Annotated in this window: 12 protein-coding genes; 5 read left to right on the top strand and 7 right to left on the bottom strand. The window is 62.7% G+C overall.

Annotation, left to right across the window (positions count from 1 at the left end):
- The first annotated feature begins 4 nt into the window (after window positions 1-4).
- The 4 genes from nuoK to nuoN are packed head-to-tail and all read left to right on the top strand — an operon-like array spanning window position 5 to window position 5,227.
- Window positions 5-313, top strand: a complete 309-nt coding sequence (gene nuoK, locus IFU31_RS14665; protein WP_043190115.1) for an NADH-quinone oxidoreductase subunit NuoK — start codon at window positions 5-7, stop codon at window positions 311-313.
- Window positions 310-2,163, top strand: coding sequence for an NADH-quinone oxidoreductase subunit L (gene nuoL, locus IFU31_RS14660; RefSeq protein WP_192103450.1), 1,854 nt, complete (start codon window positions 310-312; stop codon window positions 2,161-2,163). The genes nuoK and nuoL overlap by 4 nt, the downstream gene beginning before the upstream one ends.
- Window positions 2,164-2,202: 39 nt before the next feature.
- Window positions 2,203-3,735, top strand: coding sequence for an NADH-quinone oxidoreductase subunit M (gene nuoM, locus IFU31_RS14655; protein ID WP_192103448.1), 1,533 nt, complete (start codon window positions 2,203-2,205; stop codon window positions 3,733-3,735).
- Window positions 3,736-3,742: 7 nt separating this feature from the next.
- On the top strand, window positions 3,743-5,227 hold the full coding sequence (nuoN, locus tag IFU31_RS14650; protein ID WP_122477733.1) for an NADH-quinone oxidoreductase subunit NuoN: 1,485 nt from the start codon (window positions 3,743-3,745) through the stop codon (window positions 5,225-5,227).
- Window positions 5,228-5,322: 95 nt separating this feature from the next.
- On the opposite strand, the gene IFU31_RS14645 is transcribed toward nuoN, so the two are convergent.
- The 5 genes from IFU31_RS14645 to IFU31_RS14625 all read right to left on the bottom strand — a co-directional run bounded on the left by IFU31_RS14645 (window position 5,323) and on the right by IFU31_RS14625 (window position 13,365).
- Window positions 5,323-7,572 carry an ATP-dependent DNA helicase gene (locus tag IFU31_RS14645; RefSeq protein ID WP_192103446.1) on the bottom strand — a complete coding sequence of 750 codons (2,250 nt, stop codon included), beginning with the start codon at window positions 7,570-7,572 and terminating at the stop codon, window positions 5,323-5,325.
- Window positions 7,569-9,221, bottom strand: a complete 1,653-nt coding sequence (locus IFU31_RS14640; protein WP_192103444.1) for a VRR-NUC domain-containing protein — start codon at window positions 9,219-9,221, stop codon at window positions 7,569-7,571. Before IFU31_RS14640 ends, IFU31_RS14645 begins: the two co-directional genes overlap by 4 nt.
- Before the next feature lie 84 nt (window positions 9,222-9,305).
- A complete protein-coding gene (locus IFU31_RS14635; RefSeq protein ID WP_192103442.1) occupies window positions 9,306-10,709 on the bottom strand; it encodes an aminotransferase-like domain-containing protein in 1,404 nt (467 codons plus the stop codon).
- Entirely contained in the window at window positions 10,706-12,019 is a 1,314-nt protein-coding gene (locus tag IFU31_RS14630) for a hypothetical protein (protein WP_192103440.1), read from the bottom strand. Before IFU31_RS14630 ends, IFU31_RS14635 begins: the two co-directional genes overlap by 4 nt.
- 332 nt (window positions 12,020-12,351) lie before the next feature.
- Window positions 12,352-13,365 carry a zinc-dependent alcohol dehydrogenase family protein gene (locus IFU31_RS14625; RefSeq protein ID WP_192103438.1) on the bottom strand — a complete coding sequence of 338 codons (1,014 nt, stop codon included), beginning with the start codon at window positions 13,363-13,365 and terminating at the stop codon, window positions 12,352-12,354.
- A gap of 231 nt (window positions 13,366-13,596) precedes the next feature.
- Here IFU31_RS14625 and IFU31_RS14620 point away from each other — a divergent pair, with 231 nt between their 5' ends.
- Window positions 13,597-14,511 carry a LysR family transcriptional regulator gene (locus tag IFU31_RS14620; protein ID WP_192103436.1) on the top strand — a complete coding sequence of 305 codons (915 nt, stop codon included), beginning with the start codon at window positions 13,597-13,599 and terminating at the stop codon, window positions 14,509-14,511.
- Between the two features lie 272 nt (window positions 14,512-14,783).
- Here IFU31_RS14620 and IFU31_RS14615 read toward each other — a convergent pair whose 3' ends face one another.
- Complete coding sequence (locus tag IFU31_RS14615; RefSeq protein WP_192103434.1) at window positions 14,784-16,391, bottom strand: GMC family oxidoreductase; 1,608 nt, start codon at window positions 16,389-16,391, stop codon at window positions 14,784-14,786.
- A gap of 59 nt (window positions 16,392-16,450) precedes the next feature.
- On the bottom strand, window positions 16,451-17,668 hold the full coding sequence (locus IFU31_RS14610; protein ID WP_090357828.1) for a mandelate racemase/muconate lactonizing enzyme family protein: 1,218 nt from the start codon (window positions 17,666-17,668) through the stop codon (window positions 16,451-16,453).
- Window position 17,669 lies beyond the last annotated feature (1 nt).

Raw genomic sequence — 17,669 nt, 5'->3', positions numbered from 1 at the left:
ACAGATGCCCGCTATCCCTCTCGAGCATGGCCTGGCTGTCGCCGGCATCCTGTTCACCCTTGGTCTGGTCGGCCTGATGGTCCGCCGTAACATTCTTTTCGTGTTGATGAGTCTGGAAATCATGATGAACGCCTCTGCCCTGGCGTTCATCGTGGCGGGCGCACGCTGGGGCCAGCCCGATGGACAGATCATGTTCATCCTGGTGATCACCCTGGCCGCGGCCGAGGCCTCCATTGGCCTGGCGATCCTGATGCAGCTGTATCGCCGCTTCCACACGCTCGACATCGACGCTGCCAGTGAGATGCGCGGATGAACCTGATCTTTCTGACCTTCGTATTCCCGCTGATCGGCTTCCTGCTGCTGTCGTTCTCGCGCGGGCGCTTCTCGGAAAACCTCTCGGCGCTGATCGGCGTCGGCTCCATCGGCCTGTCGGCGGTGGTTGCCGCCTACGTTATCTGGCAGTTCAACGTCGCGCCGCCCGAGGGTGGCGTGTACACCCAACTGCTGTGGCGCTGGATGGCGGTGGATGGGTTCGAACCCAACTTCACCCTGTACCTGGACGGCCTGTCGATCACCATGCTCGGCGTGGTGGTAGGCGTGGGTTTCCTGATCCATCTGTTCGCCTCCTGGTACATGCGCGGTGAAGAAGGCTACTCGCGCTTCTTCGCCTACACCAACCTGTTCATTGCCAGCATGCTGTTCCTGATCCTGGGCGACAACCTGCTGTTCATCTACTTCGGTTGGGAAGGCGTGGGCCTGTGCTCGTACCTGTTGATCGGTTTCTACTATGGCAACCGCAACAACGGCAACGCAGCGCTCAAGGCGTTCATCGTCACCCGCATCGGCGACGTGTTCATGGCCATCGGCCTGTTCATCCTGTTCCAGCAACTGGGTACCCTGAACATCCAGGAACTGCTGGTGCGGGCGCCGGAACATTTCAAGGTCGGTGACTTCTGGATCGTGCTGGCCACGCTGATGCTGCTTGGCGGCGCCGTGGGCAAGTCCGCGCAGCTGCCCCTGCAGACCTGGCTGGCAGACGCCATGGCCGGCCCTACCCCGGTGTCGGCACTGATCCACGCCGCCACCATGGTGACCGCCGGTGTCTACCTGATCGCCCGGACCCATGGGCTGTTCGCCCTGGCCCCGGACATCCTGCATCTGGTCGGTGTGGTCGGTGGGGTCACGCTGGTCCTGGCCGGCTTCGCTGCGCTGGTGCAGACCGACATCAAGCGTATCCTGGCCTACTCGACCATGAGCCAGATCGGCTACATGTTCCTGGCCCTGGGCGTCGGTGCCTGGGACGGCGCGATCTTCCACCTGATGACCCATGCCTTCTTCAAGGCGCTGCTGTTCCTTGCCTCGGGTGCGGTGATCGTCGCCTGCCATCACGAGCAGAACATCTTCAAGATGGGTGGTCTGTGGAAGAAGCTGCCGTTGGCCTACGCCAGCTTCATCGTCGGCGGCTCTGCCCTCGCGGCCCTGCCATTGCTGACGGCCGGCTTCTATTCCAAGGACGAGATCCTCTGGGAAGCCTTCGCCAGCGGCAACAACGGCTTGCTGTACGCCGGCCTGGTCGGTGCGTTCATGACCTCGCTGTACACCTTCCGCCTGATCTTCATCACCTTCCATGGCGAAGCCAAGACCGAAGCGCACGCCGGCCACGGCGTTGCCCACTGGCTGCCGTTGGGCGTGCTGATCGTGCTGTCGACCTTCATCGGTGCCTGGATCCATCCGCCATTGGCGGGCGTGCTGCCGCAGAGCGTCGGTCATGCCGGCGGCGAGGCCAAGCACAGCCTGGAGATCGCCTCGGGCGCCATTGCCCTGGCCGGTATCCTGCTGGCAGCCATGCTGTTCCTCGGCAAGCGCCGCGTTGCCACGGCCGTGGCCAACAGCGGCATCGGCCGGGTGCTGTCGGCCTGGTGGTTCGCCGCCTGGGGCTTCGACTGGATCTACGACAAGCTGTTCGTCAAACCCTACCTGCTGATCAGCCACCTGTTGCGCAAGGACCCGGTTGACCAGGTGATTGGCTTGATCCCGCGTACGGCCAAGGGCGGCAACAACGCCATGAGCCGTACCGAGACCGGTCAGTTGCGCTGGTATGCCGCTTCGATGGCCGCTGGCGCCGTGCTGGTGCTAGGCGCCGTCGTGCTGGCGGCGGTCTGATATGAATCCTGTGACTTTGCGAAAGGAAACGAGCCCGTCATGATTTTGCCCTGGCTGATCCTGATCCCCTTCATCGGCGGCCTTCTGTGCTGGGTAGCGGAGCGCAGCAGCGCTACCCTGCCCCGCTGGATCGCATTGCTGACCATGTCCCTGGAACTCGCGCTCGGCCTCTGGCTGTGGGCCAATGGCGACTACACCCTGGCGCCTGCACCCGGCGCGGAACCTGTCTGGGCCTACGAGTTCAAGCTCAACTGGATCCAGCGCTTCGGCATCAGCGTGCACCTGGCGCTGGACGGCCTGTCGCTGCTGATGATCCTGCTCACCGGCCTGCTGGGTATTCTCTCGGTACTGTGCTCGTGGAAAGAGATCCAGCGCCACGTCGGCTTCTTCCACCTCAACCTGATGTGGATTCTGGGCGGTGTGGTCGGTGTGTTCCTGGCGCTGGACCTGTTCCTGTTCTTCTTCTTCTGGGAAATGATGCTGGTGCCGATGTATTTCCTCATCGCGCTCTGGGGTCACAGTTCCTCGGATGGCAAGAAGACCCGGATCTACGCCGCCACCAAGTTCTTCATCTTCACTCAGGCCAGCGGCCTGATCATGCTGGTGGCGATCCTGGGCCTGGTGCTGTTCAACTACAGCAACACCGGTGTGATGACGTTCAACTACAGCGAACTGCTCAAGGCGCAGTTGCCGGAACATGTCGAATACCTGCTGATGCTCGGTTTCTTCATCGCCTTCGCGGTGAAGCTGCCGGTGGTGCCGTTCCACTCCTGGCTGCCCGATGCTCACGCCCAGGCGCCTACCGCAGGTTCCGTGGACCTGGCCGGTATCCTGCTGAAAACCGCCGCCTACGGCATCCTGCGCTTCGCCCTGCCGCTGTTCCCCAATGCCTCGGCAGAGTTCGCACCGATCGCCATGACCCTCGGTCTGGTGGGCATTTTCTACGGCGCATTCCTGGCGTTCGCACAAAGCGACATCAAGCGCCTGATCGCCTTCTCCAGCGTCTCGCACATGGGCTTCGTGCTGATCGGTATCTACTCCGGCACCCAGCAGGCCCTGCAAGGCGCGGTGATCCAGATGCTCGCCCACGGGCTGTCGGCAGCGGCGCTGTTCATCCTCAGCGGCCAGTTGTACGAGCGTCTGCACACTCGCGACATGCGTGAAATGGGCGGGCTGTGGTCGCGCATTGCCTACCTGCCGGCCATCAGCCTGTTCTTCGCCGCTGCCTCGCTGGGCCTGCCGGGCACGGGCAACTTCGTCGGTGAGTTCCTGATCCTGCTGGGCAGCTTCACCGTCGCCCCGTGGATCACCGCCATCGCCACCTCCGGGCTGGTATTCGGTTCGGTGTACTCGCTGATCATGATTCACCGAGCCTACTTCGGCCCCTCCAAGTCGGACGCGGTACTGGCCGGCATGGACAATCGCGAACTGATCATGGTGCTGGGTCTTGCGGGCCTGCTGATTCTGCTTGGCGTCTACCCGCAGCCTTTCCTCGATACCTCCGCCGCCACCATGACCGGTGTGCAGCAGTGGTTCGGCACCGCCTTCACTCAACTCGCTTCGGCCCGGTAAGAGCGCTATGGACCTGACGATTCAACACTTTATTGCGCTTGCGCCGCTGCTGATCACCACCGTCACCGTCGTTGCGGTGATGCTGGCGATCGCCTGGCGGCGCAACCATTCGCAAACCTTCCTGCTCTCGTGTGCGGGCTTGAACCTGGCGCTGCTGTCGATCCTGCCGGTGCTCAAGCTCACGCCCATGACCGTGACGCCGTTGCTGCAGGTGGACAACTTCGCCGCGCTGTACATGGCGCTGATCCTGGTTGCCACACTGGCTTGCGTGACCCTGGCGCACGCCTACCTGGGTGATGGCGCCACCGGCTATCCCGGCAACCGTGAAGAGCTTTACCTGCTGATCCTGATGGCCGCGCTGGGTGGTCTGGTACTGGTTTGCGCGCAGCACCTGGCCGGGCTGTTCATCGGTCTGGAACTGCTCTCGGTACCCACGTACGGACTGATCGCCTACGCCTTCTTCAACAAGCGCTCGCTGGAAGGCGGCATCAAGTACATGGTGCTGTCGGCCGCAGGCTCGGCGTTCCTGCTGTTCGGCATGGCGCTGCTGTACGCCGATGCCGGCAGCCTGAGCTTCTCGGGCATCGGCCTGGCCCTGGCCGCCACCGGTGTGCCGAGTGCGCTGGCGCAGCTGGGCCTGGCGATGATGCTGGTAGGCCTGGCGTTCAAGCTGTCGCTGGTGCCCTTCCACTTGTGGACACCCGACGTGTACGAGGGCGCTCCGGCGCCTGTCGCTGCGTTTCTGGCCACTGCCAGCAAGGTCGCGGTGTTCGCCGTGGTGGTGCGCTTGTTCCAGCTGTCGCCGGCAGCCAGCAGCGGTGTGCTCAGCGATGTGCTGGCGGTGATTGCGGTGGCATCGATCCTGATCGGCAACTTGCTGGCAGTGACCCAGAGCAACCTCAAGCGCCTGCTGGGTTATTCGTCCATCGCCCACTTCGGTTACCTGCTGATCGCGCTGGTAGCGAGCAAGGGCCTGGCTCTGGAAGCCATCGGCGTCTACCTCGTGACCTACGTGATCACCAGCCTGGGTGCGTTCGGCGTGATCACCCTGATGTCGTCGCCGTACAACGGCCGCGACGCCGATGCTTTGTACGAGTACCGCGGCCTGTTCTGGCGCCGTCCGTACCTGACGGCGGTGCTGACCGTGATGATGCTGTCGCTGGCGGGCATTCCGCTGACCGCCGGTTTCATCGGCAAGTTCTACATCATCGCCACGGGCGTGGAATCGCAACTGTGGTGGCTGACCGGTGCGCTGGTGATCGGTAGCGCCATCGGCGTCTTCTACTACCTGCGCGTGATGGTGACCTTGTTCCTGATGGAAAAGAACCTGCGTCGCACCGATGCCCCGCTCAAGTGGGAACAGCGCACTGGTGGCGTGATGCTGCTGGCCATCGCCGCCCTCGCCTTCCTCCTGGGCGTGTACCCACAACCGCTGCTGGAGCTGGTGCAGCATGCCGGGTTCCAGTTGGGTTCGGTGGTTGTGAAAGGCTGAAGATCGGCTGTATGAAAAAACCCGCTTCGGCGGGTTTTTTTATGTTTCCGTGGCGGCCTCTTCGCGGGCAGAGCCCGCTCCCACATAGCCGAAAACTAAACCGCCCACCATCGCGGAAACAGGCTCTTGACCCGCGCCTCGGCAAAGCGGTCGTCGATAAGCACTACCACCCCCCTGTCGTCCTGACCACGGATCACCCGTCCTGCCGCCTGCACCACCTTGCACAAACCGGGATACAGGTAGGTGTAGTCGTACCCCGAACCGAACAGGGTATTCATGCGCCCCTTGATCTGCTCATTGACCGGGTTGAACTGGGCCAATCCAAGGGTAGCGATAAAGGCGCCGATCAAGCGCTTGCCGGGCAAATCGATGCCCTCGCCAAACGCACCGCCAAGCACCGCAAAACCGACGCCCTGACTGGTCGAGGTGAAGCGGGCAAGAAAGTCACGCCGTGCGCCTTCATCCATCTTGCGTGCCTGAGCCCATTGCTCGATGTTCGGGTAGCGCTCGGCCAACAGTGCCTCGACCTGCTGCAGGTAATCGAAACTGCTGAAGAACGCCAGGTAGTTACCCGGCTGCGCCAGATACTGCTTGGCAATCAGTTCCACAATGGGCCCCAGCGACGCCTGCCGATGGTTGAAGCGCGTGGAGATGTCATCGACGATGCGCACCTCCAACTGCTCGGCACTGAACGGCGACTGCACGTCGATCCACGCATGGTCCTTGGGCAGCCCGAGCAGGTCGGCATAGTAGCGTCGCGGGCTGAGCGTGGCGGAAAACAGAATGGCACTGCGCGCTGCGGCGATGCGCGGCCCCAGCAAGGGCGCCGGGACGATATTGCGCAGGCACAGCTGCGACTGCACACGCTTGCCCGAACCGTCGCGGCGAGTCACGTCGAATACATAGTGCTCGTCGATCAGATCCGCCACGCGGGTGAACTGCAACGCCTGGAAATAGAAGTCCAGCAGTTGCGGATCGATGCCCTGGGGCTGCGCATTCATCTCGTCGCCAATCAGACTGATGCAGCGCAGCAGCGCCAGGATCAACTTGTCCGGCAGACGCGCGTGCGCCTGGTATGGCCCCGATTGCTCGGCGTGCAGCGCGTTCCACTCCCGATTCACACGTTGCAGCGGACTCTTGAGCTTGCTTGGCGGCGCCGCGCGCACCGCCTGCAGCGTGCGCTGCTCGAGGGTGGCGCTGTACATGCCGCGCGCGCGGTCGACCAGGTTGTGCGACTCGTCGACCAACACTGCCACACGCCATTGGCGCTCTTGAGCCAGACCGAACAGCAGGGCATTGAGGTCGAAATAATAGTTGTAGTCGCCGATGACCACGTCCGCCCAACGGGCCAGTTCCTGGCTCAGGTAATAGGGGCAGATCCGGTGCGCCAGGGCGGTCTGGCGCACCTGTGCCTGATCCAGGATCTGCAAGCGCACGGCGTCTTCGCGAGCTGCCGGCAGGCGGTCGTAGAAGCCCTTGGCCAACGGGCAGGATTCACCGTGACAGGCCTTGTCCGGGTGCTCACAGGCCTTGTCCCGCGCGACCATTTCCAATGTACGAAGCGGTAGCCCCGGCTGGCGATGCAATTGCGCCACGGCCTCCAGCGCCAGGGCACGACCGGGGCTTTTGGCGCTGAGAAAGAAAATCTTGTCCAGTTGCTGCGGGACCATCGCCTTGAGCAACGGAAACAGCGTCGCCAGGGTCTTGCCGATACCGGTGGTGGCCTGGGCCATCAGGCAGCGCCCGGTGCTGACCGCCTTGTAGACGGTTTCCGCCAATTCGCGCTGACCGACGCGAAAGGCCGCATGGGGGAAGGTCAGTGCACGCAGCGCCGCGTCGCGCTCGGCGCTACGGGCCAGTTCCTGACGCGCCCATTGCAGGAAGCGCGAACACAGCCGTTCGAAATGTGCTTCCAGATCCTGCGCCTGGCACTGCTGGCTGAACACCGTCTGCTTGTCGTAATCGACATCGAAATACACCAAGGCAACGTCCATGCGCGTCAGCTGCAGTTGCTGACACATCAGCCAGGCATAGACCTTGGCCTGGGCCCAGTGCAATTGGCGATGATTGTCGGGCTGCAGATCGAGGTCGCCGCGGTGGGTCTTGATCTCTTCCAGGCGGTTCAGCGCCGGGTCATAGCCGTCGGCGCGGCCGCGCACCTGCAACTCATGGTATTGGCCGCTGAGGGTGACTTCGCTCTGGTAGCCGGCCTCGCGGCCCTGGGTCACCCGGCGATGGCCGAGCATGCCCTCCTGAGCCGACGGCGAAGGTGTGAAGCGCAGGTCGAGGTCACCCACCTTGGCCGTGAACTCGCACAAGGCCCGTACGGCCACGGTGTAGCTCACGCGGGCTGTCCTGCCCACTCCACGTAGCAGACCTGCACCGGCAGTGCATGGCGGGCACAGAACTCCAGCCAGCGCAGTTGGTTATCCTGCAAGCGGTCGCCGGGCCCCTTGACCTCGATCATCAGGTAGCGACCTTCGGCGGGCCAGAACTGGATGAGGTCGGGCATACCGGTGCGGTTGGCCTTGACGTCTTCCAGCACCCGGTCGAAACAGTGTTTGAGGTGCTGCGCGGGAATACAGCCCAATGCGAGTTCGAGCAGGGTTTCGTCGAGCATGCCCCAGTGCACGAAAGGCGATTGCACGCCCTGCTTGTCCCGCCAGGTCTGGCGGATGGTGTGCTTGTAGCGCCCATCGTCCAGCTCGCCCAGGCATGCGTCGAGCAGCGCACTGCGACGCTCGCGGAAGTCGGGCTGATGCAAGTCGGCCGGACCGTTCTGGAACGGGTGAAAAAAGGCGCCGGGCAACGGTGCGAAAATCGCCTTCCAGCACAGCAGGCCGAACAAGGCGTTGAACAAGGTGTTCTCGACGTAATGCACCGGCGCATCTTCACTGTGCAGCGACGCGGCCACCCGCCGCTCGACGCTCAGGCGCTGTTCGCAGAGCACCAGAGTCAGGTCCAGGCGCGCGACTTTTGCGGCCTGGCGCTTGGGTTGAGCAGGCAAACCCAGATGCCGACGCAGGCGCGGCAGCATGCGCGGCAGTTGCTGCGCCTCGGCCGGATTGAGCGGGGCCAGGCTGGCCTGCTCGGCCAATTCCAGCGCCTGGCTGTATTCACCGCGCAATTCGAGCACGCGAATGATCCGCGCACGAGCCTGGGCAAACGCGCAGCTGCGGTACACCACCAGGGCCTGCTGCAGATCCTGCTGACGCTCGCAGGCATAGCCCAGGCGGAACAGCAGCTTCTGCCGACGGCTCTGCAACCAGGATTTGTCCGTGGTCACCGCCAGCAGTTGACGGTGAATGTCTTCGCACGGCAGCCCGGCTTCGATCGCTTCGCTGCATGCATGCAGCGCCAGCCCGGCCGCCACGTCGTCGCGATGGGTCAGCCCCCGTGACTCGGGCGCCAGCTGTACTGCCTCGTAGCGATACACCCCCAGGTCGGCCAGCACGAACTCGGTCCAGCCTTGATGCAGATTGCCGAAGAACAGCAACCGCAGACGGTCACAGAGCGCTTGCACCGTCAGGCAGTAGAGCGTGTCGGCCAACGTTGGACACCAGCCCCGAAACGGCTGCACGGGCCAGTCGTGTTCGGCAAGGGCCAGCAGCAGTTGCGGCTTGGGCAACGATGGCTTGGCGAGGTGGGTCGCGAAACAGCTGACGATTTCCGGCTTGAGCAGCACCTCGCCCACCTGCTGCAGCGTCAGCGGGGCTTGATCGGTGAGATAACCGCTGGCCAGCAGCGGTCGCGCTGCTTCGTCTGGACAACCGATCTCGGCGTACTCGAGGCGACTGGCGCGGAACATCTCGCCCTTGCGCATGATCATGCGCACCAACAGCGCCTGGGACGGCTGTGGCAGCGCGTCGAAACGCTGGATGAAGCTCAGCTCCTCGGTATCCAGCACGTCCAGGTAGCGTTGCTCCAGCCACGCCAGTACGCGACGGAAATTGGCCAAGTAATAGAAAGGGTCTTCGAGCGCTGCAAATGCCACGTTTTCGCCAAACCAGTGTCATGAAAGCCACTGTTTATACATACAGAAAAAAGCCAAGGCAATCGGAAATGGACCGATGGTGGACTACACCTCGTGCACTTTCAGGGCCACTGCCAGCGCTGCGGCGCAGCGCTCCCACTGCATCGCCGAGTGCCCGCAACCATTGAGGCGCAGGTGTTGATGGCAATGGCCCTGCAGGCTGAAGATGTCACCCGGGGCGATCAGCAGACGCTGCCTGCGCAGGTCCTCGTGGACGCCGCGCATGTCCACCGGGTAGCGCGCCCGCGCCCACACGCAGGCGCCACCGGCGCTGCGTGTCAGTTGCAATCGTTCGTTCAGCCGCGTGTGCAGGAGCGTGGTGAAGGCTGTCACCTGTTGCTGCAGGGCTTCACGTTGCAGGTTCAAGTGAGCGTCGTAGGCGCCACTGCCGATGAACCGAGCGAGCGCCTTGTGGCGCAAGGGTGGCGCCGCAGTCACGCGTTGCAGGCAGTACTGCTGCAGGCGGCTGGGCCAATGCCGCGACAGCAGGTAGGCGAAAGCCGCCTCGGCACCAAAGAGGGGTTGCAGCGAGCCGAAGATCAGCAAGCGTTGCGGCGCTACCAGTTCGCGAAAACGCAGCACCGCTTCGAAGCACAGGTCGCCCTCGGTGTCGTCCTCGGCCACCCACACCCCGTGCCGCTCCAGCAGGCTGGCAATCGTGCGCTTGTCGGCGTCACCGATGCAGGTGCCGTGTGGGCCATGGAAAGACGCGCCCAGCACCATCAGACGCACCTGGCGCCTGGCAAGCACTTCGCGCAGGCGCTGCATCGGCACCCGGCCGCGCTCATCGAGCGCCAGCTCGACCACCCGCGCCCCGGCCTGCTGCAAGGTGCGCAGAATGCGCCAGCCGCACGGCACCAATACCACCACCACCGCGCCTTGCAGCTGCATGGCGGTCCAGGTCATGTGCAGCACACTGAGCAGGTCACCGCCGATGTAGACATCGTCGGCGCACCAGTGGTGGTCCAGGCAGCGGGTGTAGCGCGCCGCCAGCGCATGGCGCAGCTCCAGTTCACCGCACGGCTGGGCGATGCTCCCCAGCCCCGCCGGGTAGCGCCTGGCCAGTTCGACTTCGAACCTGAGCAGGGTCTTCAGGGCATCGGTACGCGGCGGTGGTGCGGCGCCACTGAATACGTCCACACTGGACTGGCAGGCGCCGGCGAGTACCTGCTGGAGCAGATCGGGGCTGACCAGCGCCGGCCCGAAGGCTGTGGAGCCCCGTGCGTAGTAACCGGACTTGGCGATCGGCTCGATTCGCCCTTCGGCTTCGAGCAGCCCGTAGGCGGCCTGCACGGTCGAAACCGAAACATCCAGGGTTCGCCCCAGCGCACGGAGGGATGGGAGCTTGACACGCAGCCCTGGCTCGATCCCGTCGATCAGACGCAATAGGTAGCGGTACACACCTTGATAAGCGAACGCGCCGGCCTTGTCCCTGGCAGCGCCGTTCATGGCAATCTGGGTCGCTGGTAGAGCCCTTGCAGAATTGGCAAAGACAGCCCGCTGACCGATTCCAGCCACTGCGAGACCTGCGCTGCAACCCTGGAACCACGCAGCGCGCGGTGCAGGTGGGGCAGAGCCACCTGCATACCCGGATGGCACGCTGTCAGGAATGCCTCCAGGCGTGCCCCGCGATCGCTGAACGGGGCGTACACCGCACAGTTCAGCTCCGCTGGAGTCATGCCGTACCACGTGGTCAAGCGGGCCTGCATCTGCTCGGCGGCGTCTTGCACAAGTGCTCTGGGCAGTTGCGTAGCAGGCCAGCCCTGGTTCGCCGCCGTTCGGCCCACGGTGTTGCGGAAGGCCTTCAGCCCCTGCTCGAAGCTACCCCCGTGCAAGCACTGGCTGCGCAGGCCGTGCAGGTAAGCCAGCCAGGCCAGTTGCGGATGGCGGATTTCGTGTGGATCGAATAGCGGGCGCACGGGTTGGCAGCCCAGAAACTGCCACATGGCGTCATCGGACGCCGACGGATCGCCGAGCAGATCATGCATACCCAGCAATCGCGCCCTGTCGAGAGGATCGACGCGCTGGCCGCGTGGCATACCCACGACAGCAGCACCCAGCCCCTGCAGACAGCCACTGCCCTGCCAATGGTCGCGAGTCGCGGGCGATGCGCCCGCCCGGCGTCGCTCACGCATTGCCCAGGCAACGAAACGTCGCCGCTGCAACACCGGTTGGTCGAGCACGATGGCATCGGCCGGGGCCGAGTAGCCCAGCAGTCGCTGATAAACCCGCGCGATCGTTCGATAGCCCCGATGCTGCAGCTCGGCGGATCCAGAGGGGGCGAATTCGTGGGCAGCATTCAACAATTCGCTGCGACAACTCGAGCGCTGGGCGTCGACGCCTGCAAGGCGATACTCGTACGGCCGCAGGGCATCGTCGGCGAACGTCAACAGTTCGATGCGCGGATCGTCGTGCAGAAACAGCGCATTGCAGGCCCGCTGCACATTGCCGTTGCGGACATCGTCGAGCAGGGCCTGGCTGCTCACCGCCGCACGGATGAAAAACGTCGGTTGATGACGGGCAGCCAAGGTCAGTTGCGCTGCCCGCAGCAACGCCAGACCGGCATGGCCGGCCGTGCTGCCGCAGAGCCTGTAGACGACTCGATAGCCGCCCAGCCGCTGGGCGCCGCCGGCGGCGGTCATCAAGCGCTGGATCAGTGGCTGTACCGCCACCCGCCGCGCTGGCGAAAAGGAACCGAGCAAACGCGACAGCACCTGCTGGTAGACGCGATTCATGGCTTGCTGGTGCATTGCGCTCATGGCTGCTTTCCGAGTACTGGCCGAGAACCCGCCGGACGACTGCCACACTTCGAAACGTGCTTGCAAAGCCCCGGAGACGGGCATGGAGCTCGCATTATGAAGGGCCGTTTTCCGATTAAAAGATACAGAAAGCAGGCAACGGACAATGCAGATTGGCGGGCGTACGGCGAATCCGCACGAGCACCATGAGGCGCCCATGCCGACGCCGGGCGCAATCGGACAGGTCTGAGAAAAGAGTGGAAAGGTCTTACAAATCTGCGCGAATCAGCGATGCAGATGCTTTGAAAACCAGGCGTCCCGCGCAGGAACGCCTGGTCTGCCGTGTCGGCCGGTTACAGCTGCAGCGCGATGCGACCGCCGCAGGGGCATTCATCCATGGCCTTGTGCGCCTCGACGAACTGGTCGAATGGATACACCTTGGCGATCTGTGGCACCAGCACGCGGTCAGCCGTCATCTGGTTGATATCACGCAGCGCGCGCTGCAAGGCCTCGTCATCCTGGACGATCCCCAGTTCCGGCTTGCCGAGAAAGTTGCCCAGGCAATGCACATGGAACTGGATGTTCTTCTGGAACGCGGCACACGCGGGAAACGGCGTCTGGTTGCCGCCCTGCAGGCCATACAGGATCAAACTGCCACGCGGTGCCAGGACGTCGCCGAGTACCGACATCTGCGGCCCGCCCAGCCCATCCAGAACCATGTCCACGCCGCGATTGCCGGTGAACTTGTCGATCTGCATGAGCAGGTCCTGCTCCTCGGTCACCACGACTTTCTCGGCGCCCAGCGACAGCAGGTAATCGCGCTCGGCCGGATTGCGCGTGGCGGCGACCACCTTCAGGCCCAAAGCTTTGCCCAACTGCACGAACGAAGGTCCCGCGCAGTGGCTGGCGTCGGTTACCAACGCAGTCTGCCCTGGCTTGGCACGGGCCAGTTCGGCGTAGGCGAAGTAGGCGATCAGCAACGGCGTGTAGTGCACCGCTGCCTCTAGCGGCGAGAGAATGTCGGGGTAACGGGTAAGGGCCGTGGCCGGCAGCAGAACCATTTCGCCGTAGACCGGGTACTCGTTGGGGCTTTCTGCGGGAAAGCTGGCGACCTTGTCGCCCACCGCGAAACCCTCGACCCCTTCACCCAGCGCCGTGACCACGCCGGCCATTTCCTGACCGAGGCCCGCCGGCAGGCGCGCTTGCGAGGGCGCCAGGTTCTGCCGCCAGAGCACGTCGTACCAGCTGATACCGATCGCCTCGACACGTACCTGAACTTCGCCCGGAGCGGGCGATGCCACTGCATGCTCTTCGCACGTCAAGACCTGCGCCGGACCAAATTTATGAAAACGGATCGTGCGGGACATCGCAAACCTCGCCTTGTAAACCTCTAATGCCATGAACTTTATCTGGGCATTCGCGCTTAAGCTATCAGCGCCTGTTAATAGTCGACATGCTTGCCATTGATTCGACCCTGCGGCCGCTCTGCGGGGCAGGCACGCGGATGACGCAAACCGAAATTTTCCGGTGCAGGGTAGCAGCCTTTGCCCTTAAGATTCACGCCTGCACCTCTTCTTCATGTTCCAGCGGGCCCATAGATGAACCGTAACGACCTGCGTCGCGTCGACCTGAACCTGTTGATCGTGTTCGAAACCTTGATGCATGAACGCAGCGTCACCCGCGCGGCCGAGAAGCTCTTTCTCGGCCAGCCGGCCATCAGTGCCGCCCTTTCACGCCTACGCGGCCTGTTCGACGACCCGCTGTTCGTGCGCACCGGGCGCAGCATGGAACCGTCGGCGCGGGCCATGGAGATCTTCGCCCTGCTGTCGCCGGCACTGGACTCCATCTCGACCGCCGTCAGCCGCGCCGCCGACTTCGACCCGGCCACCAGCAACGCGGTCTTTCGCATCGGCTTGTCCGACGACGTCGAATTCGCCCTGCTGCCCATGCTGCTCAAGCGCATCCGCGCCGAAGCACCCGGCATCGTGCTGGTGATCCGTCGCGCCAACTACATCCTCATGCCCGCCCTGCTCGTCTCCGGGGAAATTTCCATCGGCGTCAGCTACACCGATGACCTGCCGGCCAACGCCAAGCGCAAGGTGCTGCGACGCAATCGCCCCATGCTGCTGCGCGCCGACACCAAGCCGGGCAACCTGACCCTCGACGAGTTCTGCGCCCGCCCCCATGCGCTGGTGTCGTTCGCCGGCGACCTGAGCGGCTTCATCGACGAAGAGTTGAAAAAGCACGGCCGCACACGGCACGTGGTGCTCGCCGTGCCCCAGTTCAACGGCCTCAGCACCCTGCTCGCCGGCACCGACATCGTCGCCACCGTGCCCGACTACACCGCCGATTCGCTCACCGCTGCCGGCGGCGTGCGCGCCGAGCCGCTGCCGCTGGACACGCCTTCGTTCGAGTTGCACCTGGCTTGGCGGGGGTCACAGGATAATGATCCTGGGGAGCGTTGGTTGAGGTCGCGGATTCAGATGTTTTTTGGGGATCCTGAGAGTCTTTAGGCGTCGTCGGACAGGCTGTTTATCTGATCATTTCTGCCTTTCCACAAACCATGGAGCTCCATTCACTTCCGGTGGATTGCTAAATTGGGGGCACATCTGAGGGCATGCTTTGGACGGATTGAAAAGGATGCCCCCAGTCTAAGGCTAAGCTCCGTTCCCTCTTGGTCAGGTGGATCAAGGGTTCGACAACCATCGACCCCAGCTTTCGTATTGTCGACTACTCAGGTTAAACAAAAACAAATCGGCAGACATTCAATCACTATGGCAACGAATCAGGCGTCCTGCAAAATCAGGTCTGCGCCCTTCTCTGCCACCATCAGTACTGCGGCGTGGGTATTGCCGCTCGTCACATTGGGAAAAATCGACGCATCGACAATGCGCAGACCATCGAGACCATGGACTTTAAGCCGTTTATCGACCACTGACGTCTGTACATCCGCCCCCATCGCGCACGAACCGCACAGGTGATAGATCGAACCGCTGTTTTCGCGAAAGTACTGCAGCATCTGTTCATCGCTTTCGACCACTGGCCCCGGCAGTACTTCTGCAACCGTGATGCTTTTCAAGGCCGGCGCCTGCATGATTTTGCGCATCAGCCGACTGCCCTGGATCACTTCGTCGATGTCCTTTTGTGTGCTCAGGTAATTGGGATCGATCAGCGCCGCATCCCGGGGGTTATTCGACTGGATCTCGATATGCCCACGACTCGTCGGACGGCAGGGGTTGAAACACAACAGGAAGCCGGAATACGGCTCTGGCTTGAGGCTGGCCTTGTTGTTTTTCGGGATCTGGTACGACAGCGGATTGAAGTACAGTTGCAGGTTCGGGTTGGCCTGCGCCTCGTTGCCACGGAAGAAACCACCGGCCTGGTTGACGCTCATCGCCAAGGCCCCCTTACGGGTCAGCAGGTATTTAAGGCCGAGCTTGAACTGCCCGAACAGCGAGCTGAGCTGGTCATTAAGCGTCGGAATGTTGGCCTTGTAGTAGTAGCTGACGCACAAGTGATCCTGAAGGTTCTGCCCCACCGCCGGCAGGTGTTTGACCAGCGGGATCTGGTGCCTGGCCAGCAACGCCTGATCGGCGACACCGGATAGCTGCAGAATCTTCGGTGTGTCGACGGCACCGGCGCAGAGGATCACCTCCTTGCGCGCCTGGAAGGTGCGGACCACGCCGTGTTGGGTCACGGAAATACCGCTGGCCCGCTCGTTCTCGAACAACACCCGATCCACCAGTGCGTAATGTTCGACCGTCAGATTCGGGCGGCTGAGTGCCGGATGCAGATGCGCAAAACTACTGGAGCTGCGTTGGCCGTCCTTGGTGTTGACATCGTAGATACCCGAGCCTTCGAATTTCGGCCCGTTGAAGTCGTCACTCTGCGGGTAACCGAGTTCATCGCAACCCTTGAGGAACACATCGCAGATCGGATGGGTCTCTCCTTTCATCGGAGTGATGCTGATCGGACCATTGCCGCCGTGATATTCACTTTCGCCCAATGGGTGGTTTTCCAGTTTGCGGAAATACGGCAGGACGTCCTTGAAACCCCAGCCATCATTGCCGTTGCTCGCCCAGTCGTCGAAGTCATGAGGCTGGCCACGGACGTAAATCATTGCATTGATGGAGCCCGAACCGCCCTGGACCTTGCCGCGCGGGGCATAGATTTCGCGGTTGTCGAGCTGCTTTTGCGGCTGGCTATAGTACATCCAGTTGAAGGTCGGGTTGTAATACATCTTGGCAAAGCCGACCGGTATCTTGAACCACAGGGAACTGTCCTTGCCGCCCGCTTCCAGCAGCAACACCGTGTAGTTGCCGCAGGCCGATAGCCGGTTGGCGAGGATGCAGCCGGCTGCGCCGGCGCCAGCGATGATGTAGTCGTATGTCATGTAAGTCGTTGTCCAAATAAACCGTCAGGCGCTCCCACAAGGGCGCGGCACCACTTTCGTCAGCCTCTGGCCGGCGATGTGTCTTTGACGTCTGCCGGGGCCGGCGCCATTTGCAGGTGCAAACGCTCACCGGTATAGGGCGAATGCCTGCGCACCACGTCCATGTTCAGCTCCACCCCAAGGCCCGGCTCGGTGGAAGGTACGATGTAGCCGTCCTCCCATTGCAGCGGCTTGGTCAGGACTTCGGCGTGGAAACCGCCCCAGGTCATGATGCTTTCCTGGATGAGGAAATTCGGGGTGCAGGTTGCCAACTGGAAACTCGCTGCCGCGCCAATCGGCCCGTTATAAAGATGCGGTGCGATCTGCGCGTAATAGGCCTCGGCCATGCTCGCGATCTTTTTTGCCTCCAATAGCCCGCCGCAGCGGGCGACGTTCATTTGTAGAATCGACGCTCCACCGGCCTGCAACAGCTTGAAGAATTCGTACTTGGTGGTCAGCCGCTCGCCCGTAGCAATCGGAATGGTGGTCTTGGCCGCGACTTGCGCCATCGCCTCCTCCTGCCCCGGCGGCACCGGTTCTTCAAACCACAACGGGTCGTACTTCTCCAAACGCTTGGCAAGGCGAATCGCTGAGGACGGGACCATTTGCCCGTGGGTGCCGAACAACAGGTCGCACTTGTCGCCCACCGCTTCGCGGATCTTGCGGCAGAAGGTTTCGCAGCGCTCCAGCACCTCCAGTGAAATCTGGTGCCCGGAATAGGCGGTATAGGGGCCGGCGGGATCGAACTTCACGGCAGTGAAGCCTTTGCTCATGTTCTCTAAAGCGCATTCGGCGGCCAGGTCCGGATCGTCATAGTCGTACTCGCCCAGGCTGTTGACCGGGTACAAATAGGTGTAGGAACGCAGGCGCTCGTTGACCTTGCCACCGAGCAATTCGTAGACCGGTTTGTTCGCCGCTTTGCCGATGATGTCCCAGCAGGCCATCTCCAGGCCGCTGACCACACCCATCATGGTCAGGTCCGGGCGCTGGGTGAAACCGCTCGAATAGGCCTGGCGAAAAAAGCGTTCGATGTGGTGCGGGTCGTGGTTGAGCAAGTAGCGTTCAAACACGTCTTCGATGATCGGCAGCATGGCTTTAGGGCCGAAGGTCGCGGCGTAGATTTCGCCGACACCTTCAATGCCGCAATCGGTCTTGAGCTTGACGAACAGCCAGTACATGCCGCCGATGTGCGGTGGCGGGACGGCAACAATGTGGGTTTCAAGAGCGACGATTTTCATC

The sequence above is a fragment of the Pseudomonas sp. CFBP 13602 genome, assembly GCF_014842725.1.
GTDB lineage: Bacteria > Pseudomonadota > Gammaproteobacteria > Pseudomonadales > Pseudomonadaceae > Aquipseudomonas > Aquipseudomonas baltica.
This window is presented reverse-complemented; position numbering and strand designations above follow the sequence as displayed.